General features: G+C 67.7%; 7 protein-coding genes. All 7 read right to left on the reverse strand.

The genetic code is table 11. From position 1 onward, the window contains the following. Window positions 1-12: 12 nt before the first annotated feature. Window positions 13-861 carry a TauD/TfdA dioxygenase family protein gene (locus tag L6D75_RS26190; RefSeq protein WP_176516992.1) on the reverse strand — a complete coding sequence of 283 codons (849 nt, stop codon included), beginning with the start codon at window positions 859-861 and terminating at the stop codon, window positions 13-15. Between the two features lie 13 nt (window positions 862-874). Beyond that, window positions 875-1,855, reverse strand: coding sequence for a quinone oxidoreductase family protein (locus tag L6D75_RS26195; RefSeq protein ID WP_176516990.1), 981 nt, complete (start codon window positions 1,853-1,855; stop codon window positions 875-877). Between the two features lie 158 nt (window positions 1,856-2,013). After that, window positions 2,014-2,772 carry an SDR family NAD(P)-dependent oxidoreductase gene (locus L6D75_RS26200; RefSeq protein ID WP_176516988.1) on the reverse strand — a complete coding sequence of 253 codons (759 nt, stop codon included), beginning with the start codon at window positions 2,770-2,772 and terminating at the stop codon, window positions 2,014-2,016. Next, the gene (locus L6D75_RS26205) at window positions 2,769-3,941 is read right to left on the reverse strand and encodes an acyl-CoA dehydrogenase family protein (RefSeq protein ID WP_176516986.1); all 1,173 of its coding nucleotides are present in this window, start codon (window positions 3,939-3,941) and stop codon (window positions 2,769-2,771) included. The genes L6D75_RS26200 and L6D75_RS26205 overlap by 4 nt, the downstream gene beginning before the upstream one ends. 27 nt (window positions 3,942-3,968) lie before the next feature. Beyond that, window positions 3,969-4,688 carry a histidine phosphatase family protein gene (locus tag L6D75_RS26210; RefSeq protein ID WP_176516983.1) on the reverse strand — a complete coding sequence of 240 codons (720 nt, stop codon included), beginning with the start codon at window positions 4,686-4,688 and terminating at the stop codon, window positions 3,969-3,971. Then, window positions 4,681-5,043 (reverse strand): DUF6285 domain-containing protein, encoded by a 363-nt coding sequence (locus L6D75_RS26215; protein ID WP_176516982.1) that lies wholly within the window; start codon window positions 5,041-5,043, stop codon window positions 4,681-4,683. The genes L6D75_RS26210 and L6D75_RS26215 overlap by 8 nt, the downstream gene beginning before the upstream one ends. Further along, on the reverse strand, window positions 5,040-6,077 hold the full coding sequence (locus L6D75_RS26220; protein ID WP_176516967.1) for a phosphotransferase family protein: 1,038 nt from the start codon (window positions 6,075-6,077) through the stop codon (window positions 5,040-5,042). Before L6D75_RS26220 ends, L6D75_RS26215 begins: the two co-directional genes overlap by 4 nt. Window positions 6,078-6,607 lie beyond the last annotated feature (530 nt).

The raw sequence follows: 6,607 nt of genomic DNA on the forward strand, positions 1-6,607 counted from the left end.
GTTCTTGTAGGGTCAGAAAGTCGCGTCGCCCATGATCCCGGCGCGCTCCATCTTGCGGTGGCAGGCGGGGTAGTCCATGACGGCGTAATGCTGGGTGCTGCGGTTGTCCCAGATGGCGATGCTGTTGGGCTTCCAGCGCCAGCGCACCTGGTACTCGGGGATATAGGCCTGGCTGATCAGGTAGCGCAGCAAGTCGCCGGCGCCGGGGTTGGCGTCCTGGCCGAAGCGCACCCGCTCAGGGGTGTGGTAGTTGCTGAAATGGGTGGCGAAGGCGTTGACGAACAGCACCTTTTCGCCGGTTTCCGGGTGGGTGCGCACCACCGGGTGCTCGGCATCGGGGAAGCGCGCCTTGAGCGCCAGGCGGCTCTCGATCGGCATGGCCGCGCCAAAGCTGGCCTCGATGCTGTGGCGGGCACGCAGCCCTTCGATGCGCGCCTTGATCTCGCTGGGCAGGTTGGCGTAGGCCAGCACCATGTTGGTCCACATGGTGTCGCCGCCGACCGCCGGGGCTTGCACGCAGCGCAGCACGCAGCCCATGGGCGGCGCCTCGCGCCAGGTGGCGTCGGTGTGCCAGGCGTTTTCGTAGCGGTCGATCGGGGTGTCCGGCGACTTGTAGATCTGCACCAGGCCCGGGTGCTCGGGGTCGCTGCCGACCACCGGGTGGTCCTCCAGCTCGCCGAAGCGCCGGGCAAAGGCCACGTGCTCGGCGCGGCTGATGTCCTGGTCGCGCAGAAACAGCACCCGGTGCCTGAGCAACTGGGCGCGGATCTCGGCGAACAGGCCGTCATCGTGTATGGCATCGGCCAGCCTGACGCCAACCAGCTCGGCACCGATGGCGCAGGTCAATTGTTCGACTTGCATGGCGCTGCCCTCCTCAGATGACGAAGATCGACGAGCCGGTGGTCTTGCGCGATTCCAGGTCACGGTGCGCCTGGACCGCGTCCTGCAGGGCGTAGTGCTGGTTGATCTCGATCTTGATGCGGCCGCTGGCCACGTGGTCGAACAGCTCGCTGGAAAGCCTGGCCTTTTCCGCAGGGTCGGCGATGTAGTCGGCGAGCGCCGGGCGGGTCATGAACAACGAGCCTTTCATCGCCAGGATCTGCGGGTCGAACGGCTCGATGGTGCCGGAGGCGGTGCCCACGCAGACCATCAGGCCACGGCGCTTGAGCGAGTCCAGCGAGCCCATGAAGGTGGTGCGACCGACGCTGTCGAACACCACATTGACGCCCACCCCATCGGTCAGCTCGCGCACGCGCTTGGCCACGTCTTCGTGGCTGTAGTTGATGGTGTGGTCGCAACCGTGGGCGCGGGCCACTTCAGCCTTGGCGTCGGTGGACACGGTGCCGATCACGGTCAGGCCGAGCAGCTTGGCCCACTGCGAGACGATCAGGCCGACACCGCCGGCGGCGGCGTGCAGCAGGATGCTGTCGCCTGGCTTGAAATCGTACAGGCGGCGCATCAGGTACGACGCGGTGAGGCCGCGCATGGTCATGGCCGCGGCGGTTTCGAAGGCGATGGTTTCCGGCAGCTTGATCAGCGCCGCGGCCGGGATCAGGCGCTCGGTGCTGTAGGCGCCGAGGGTGTTGAGAAAGCCGGTGTAGGTGACCCGGTCGCCGACCGCGACGTGGCTGACGCCCTCGCCCACCGCCTGGACCACGCCCGAGGCTTCCACGCCCATGCCGTTGGCCAGCGGGATCGGGTAGGTGCCGTTGCGAAAATAGGTGTCGGCGTAGTTCAGGCCGACCGCCACGTGGCGCAGGCGCACCTGCCCCGGGCCCGGTTCGCCGACTTCGACGTCTTCGTAGCGCAGGACCTCAGGCCCTCCGGTTTCGTAGAAACGTACCGCTTTGGCCATGCCAATCTCCCTTCTTGTCGTTATTGTCGAACTGCAACATTCGTCTTGAAGGGCAATTTAGGCCGTTGCGCCTTGCGCCGCTTATCATCGGACGACAACGGTTTTTCAGTTCATGACAGCGCCCTCGGTTTCAGTGCCGAGGGCGCCTGGGGCAAGGCTCAGAACGCCGAGATGCCGCCATCCACGGCAATTGCCTGGCCGGTCATGTAGCTGTTTTCGCGGGCGCACAGCATCAACATCGCCGCAACGATTTCCTCGGGGGTGCCCAGGCGTTTCATCGGCGAGCCCTGGGCGAGAAACGCCTGCTGCTCGCCCACTTCGCTGCCGGTGACCATGGGCGTTGCGCTGTAGAACGGGCACAGCGCATTGACGCGGATGCCACGGCGGGCGTACTCGACCGCCGCGGTGCGGGTCAGCCCCACCACCGCATGCTTGGCCGCGGCATAGGCGGCCAGCTTGGGCGCACCGCCGAGCCCGGCCATGGAGGCGACATTGAGGATCACCCCGCCCCCTTGCAGCAGCATCTGGCGGATCTGCTGCTGCATGCAGAAGAACACGCCCTTGGTGTTGACCGCGTGGCTGCGGTCCAGCTCTTCTTCGGTGGTGTCGACGAAGCGCTTCATCGGCGTGAGGATGCCGGCATTGTTGACCCCCACATCGAGCCGGCCAAAGGTGGCCAAGGCCGCGTCCACCAGGGCCTTGACCTGCACCTCGCGGGTCACGTCGCAAGGCACCGCCAGCACCGTGGCGCCGGCCTCGCGCAGGGCCCCGGCCACCCGCTCAAGGCCCGTGACGTCACGGTCGCCGAGCACCAGCCGGGCACCCAGCCCGGCCAGGCGCTCGGCCAGCAAGGCGCCAAAGCCGCTGGCGGCGCCGGTGATCATCACCACCTGGTCGCGATAGCTGTCGAGGTTCATCCGGCCACCTGCGTGCGGGCCAGGATCTTCTTCGCCAGGCTCATGCGGTGCACCTCGTTCGGGCCGTCATAGATGCGGAAGCTGCGCGCATCGCGGAAGATCCGCTCGACGATCGATTCGCCGGTCACGCCCTGCCCGCCCAGCACCTGCACGCAGCGGTCGATCACCCGCCAGATGGCCTCGGAGCTGAGCACCTTGGCCACGCTCGACTCGAAGTTGCCGCGCTCGCCCTGGTCGAGCACCCAGGCGCAGTGCCAGATGGCCAGGCGCGTGGTGTGCAGGTCCAGCTCGTTGTCGGCGAGCATGAAGCCCACGCCCTGGTGCTCGCCCAAGGGCTTGCCGAACGACACCCGGCGGCTGGCGTAGCGGCAGGCTTCGTCGTGGGCGCGGCGGGCCTGGCCCAGCCAGCGCATGCAGTGGGTCAGGCGCGCCGGGGCCAGGCGCACCTGGGCGTAGCGGAAGCCCTTGCCCACTTCGCCCAGCACGTCGCTGGCGGGGATGCGCAGGTTGTCGAAACGCAGCACCGCATGGCCGCCGGCGAAGCAGCTGTCGAGCGAGTCCATCATGCGCTCGAGGATGAAGCCTGGGCGGTCGGTGTCGGTGAGGAACAGGGTGGCGCTGCCGTCCTCCATGCGCGCCATGATGATCGCCAGCTGCGCGCCCTCGGCACCGGTGATGAACCATTTCTGGCCGTTGATGACGTAGTCGTCGCCGTCACGCACGGCCTGGGTGGTCAGCATCGAAGGGTCGGAGCCGGCGCCCGGGCTCGGCTCGGTCATGGCGAAGCACGAGCGGATGCGGCCCTCTACCAGCGGCTTGAGCCAGCGCGCTTTCTGCGCCGGCGTGGCCACCTGTTCGAGCAGGTGGATGTTGCCTTCGTCGGGGGCATGGATGTTCAGCGCCACCGGGCCCAGGGTGGAGTAGCCGGCCTCTTCGAAGACGATCGCCTTCTCGATGTGGCTCAGGCCCAGGCCGCCCATGCCCCGCGACGCATGCGGGGTCAGCAGGCCGTGTTCACGGGCCTGGTCGAGCAGCACCTGGCGCAGCTCGGCGCTCGGGCCGTGGGGCGTCTGGCGCGGGTCGCGCTCCAGGGGGATGGCGACATCGGCGACGAACTGGCGGACTTTGGCTTGCAGGGCGGTCAGCTCGGCAGACAGGGCGAAATGCATGGCGGTGTTCCTTGTAGGCAAATGGGTTCAGGCGTGCAGGCGGCGCGGGTCGATGGAGGCGTGCACATGCTCCATGACGGTCTTGTCGATGGTCGCCTTGCCCGGGTCGTAGGCGCTGTAGTTGAGGGTGCGGATGTAGGCGCGCAGCACCTGCGGGCCGACCATGTCGATGTCGACGATGTTCAGGCAGGCCGGGTCCTGCTCGAAGGCGGCCAGGGCGCCGAGGCCGGCGCCGCAGGCCCAGGCCAGGAGGATGCGGTTGACCGCGTCGTGGCTGACCAGCAGCAGCGCGTTCCAGTGCGGCTCCTGCAGCAGTTGCTGGAAGCTGCCCAGCACCCGTTGCTGGAACGCAAGCCACGGCTCGCCGCGCAAGAACGCAGCCTCGGGGCGGTCGGCAAGCTGGTAGGCCTGGGCCACTTCGCGATGCAGGCATTCGCGGGGGATTTCCCGCAGGCGGCCGGCGCGGATCTCGCGCAGTTCGGCGCGTTCTTCCACCGGCAGTTCTCGGCGGCCCAGCAGCTGGTCGAGGGTCTGCCGGGTACGCGGGTAGTTCGAGCACACCGCGCGGTCGAACGGCGCCTGCGCCAGCACCTGGCCCAGCGCCTGGGCCTGGGCCAGGCCCTGGGCCGACAACGGCACGCTGCGCGGGTCGAGGGGGCGGCCGCTGGCGTCGAAGTAGTCGACGTGGCCGTGGCGCACCAGGTAGCAGCGGCGCCGGCGCACGGGTTGGGCGGGTTGTTCAGTCATGGGCCAGTACCTTGGGGTTGCTGATGCACAGCTGCGCGCGGTTGATGCGGCGCAGCGCCGCCAGCAGGCGCTCGCGGGCCTCGCCGGGCGCGTCGTAGGCGCCCTGGCGTATGCGTCGGGCGAGCTCGCTGCGGGCTTGCTCCGGGGTCGCCTGGCCTTGCAGCAAGCCGCCCAGGGCCTGGCGCTCGGTGTCGGCACAGGCCGCGCCCTGGGCCAGCTCGCGGCTGGCGATCAGCAAGGCGCTGGCCACCATCCGCGCTTCGTAGTGCAGATGAGCCGGCAAGGCGGGCAACAGCTGCTGGAGCACGGCATCGCGGGCGGTGAGCAGCAGGTCGTGGGCATCGGGCTGGTTCATGGGCGGCCTCCTTGGGTGAGCAACAGCAGTTCCTGTTCCAGTTCGCTGACCATGCGCCCGGTCAGCGCCAGCTCCAGCGAGCGTTGCTGGCCGCAGAGGTGGCGTTCGGCCTGTTGCAGGGCGATCAGTGCCCAGCGCAGGTGCGCCATCACCTGCCAGAAGCGCAGCGTGTCGCGGTCCAGGGCCAGTGGCGCGACGCTGCGGTAGCCGGCCAGCAGGTCGTCGAGGTGGCCGATGCCGCCCGCCTCCAGCTGTGGCCGGGCGAAGCGCCAGCAGCGGGCGGTGAACCAGCCCAGGTCTTCGCGCGGGTCGCCCCAGCCGGCGAATTCCCAGTCCAGCACGCCGCTCAACTGGCCTCCCTCGACCATGTAGTTGCCGGTGCGGTAGTCGCGGTGGATCAGGCAGGCCGCCAGGGGTGCGGGCTTGTTCAGCTCGCACCAGCGCAGGCCCCATTCGATGATCGGGTGGCTGCCCGGCAAGGCATCGAGGTAGCTGCGGTACTGATCGACACTGGCCTGCACCGCATCGGCAACCGGCGCGGGCAGGAACGCCAGCGCCGCCTGCGGTGGCCGCAGCTGGTGCAGGCGCGCAAGGTTGGCCCCCAGCTCCCGGCAAAGGGCCGGGTTGCCTTCGCCGCTGGTCAGGCGGTGGCCAGCGGCGCTGCCGGCCAGGGCCTGCATGATGAAGAAATCACGCCCGATCACTTCCGGCACCTGGCACAGCCACAGTGGCTCGGGCACTTTTACCCCGGCCTGGTGCACGGCGCTGAGCACGGCGAACTCCTGCTCGCGGCTCATGCTCGCCGCCACGGCGGTGGCTGCGTCGGTGCGCAGCACCCAGCGCTGGGGCACGCCGGCTACTTCGGCCTGGAGCAGCCAGTTTTCCTGGATGGCGCCACCGGACAGGCGCTCGCTGTGGGTGATGCGCACCGGCTGACCGTGGAGGCGCGCCTGTAGATAGGCAGACAGCACCTCATGGGCGTCTGCGACGTCGATGCGAGCGCTGGCTTGCTGCGCGAAATGACTGCTTGGCATGGTCGATCCAACTCACTGTTCACACGTGATGGAGCAGTAAGCAAGATGGTTGCCAGATTGTGTTTTATTTTAGAAATACCTTACAGATCAGTATTTTGGGATTCATTTTCGAGTGTGTAGATTGTGTTTTATTGCAAGTGTGAACAGCGTCGTTTCAACGCTGAAACTGCTGTTCATTCTTGCGCTCGACGGGGGATTTTCAGTGTCGGTGAGATCGCGCGCCGCCCGCGCGGCGCATCGCGGATAAATCCGCTCCTACATTTGTTGCAACGTGCCACGGTCTGTCAGGCCATGGTTGTCCGCCTTTGGCGCCCGCCGAGAAATCGCGTCGTGCCACCCAGGCTGGCAACCATGGCCTATCAGGCATAGGTAGCGGTGTGGCGGTGGGCCTGTCTTGAGGTTTGCGGCGCGCGATGGTCGCCCTCACACAACTCCCAAGCCAGCCCCCCATACACCAACAAAAATCCACACGCCCCGCTCCCATGCTCGGCTAGGATGTCTGGCCGACCCGATGGAACCTGCTCTTCATG

This window comes from Pseudomonas faucium (assembly GCF_021602585.1).
Taxonomy (GTDB): domain Bacteria; phylum Pseudomonadota; class Gammaproteobacteria; order Pseudomonadales; family Pseudomonadaceae; genus Aquipseudomonas; species Aquipseudomonas faucium.

What these genes read in the sequence shown, in the direction of transcription:
- L6D75_RS26190 (WP_176516992.1), bottom strand. Translation starts at nt 861, where the DNA reads ATGCAAGTCGAACAATTGACCTGCGCCATCGGTGCCGAGCTGGTTGGC.
- L6D75_RS26195 (WP_176516990.1), bottom strand. Translation starts at nt 1,855, where the DNA reads ATGGCCAAAGCGGTACGTTTCTACGAAACCGGAGGGCCTGAGGTCCTG.
- L6D75_RS26200 (WP_176516988.1), bottom strand. Translation starts at nt 2,772, where the DNA reads ATGAACCTCGACAGCTATCGCGACCAGGTGGTGATGATCACCGGCGCC.
- L6D75_RS26205 (WP_176516986.1), bottom strand. Translation starts at nt 3,941, where the DNA reads ATGCATTTCGCCCTGTCTGCCGAGCTGACCGCCCTGCAAGCCAAAGTC.
- L6D75_RS26210 (WP_176516983.1), bottom strand. Translation starts at nt 4,688, where the DNA reads ATGACTGAACAACCCGCCCAACCCGTGCGCCGGCGCCGCTGCTACCTG.
- L6D75_RS26215 (WP_176516982.1), bottom strand. Translation starts at nt 5,043, where the DNA reads ATGAACCAGCCCGATGCCCACGACCTGCTGCTCACCGCCCGCGATGCC.
- L6D75_RS26220 (WP_176516967.1), bottom strand. Translation starts at nt 6,077, where the DNA reads ATGCCAAGCAGTCATTTCGCGCAGCAAGCCAGCGCTCGCATCGACGTC.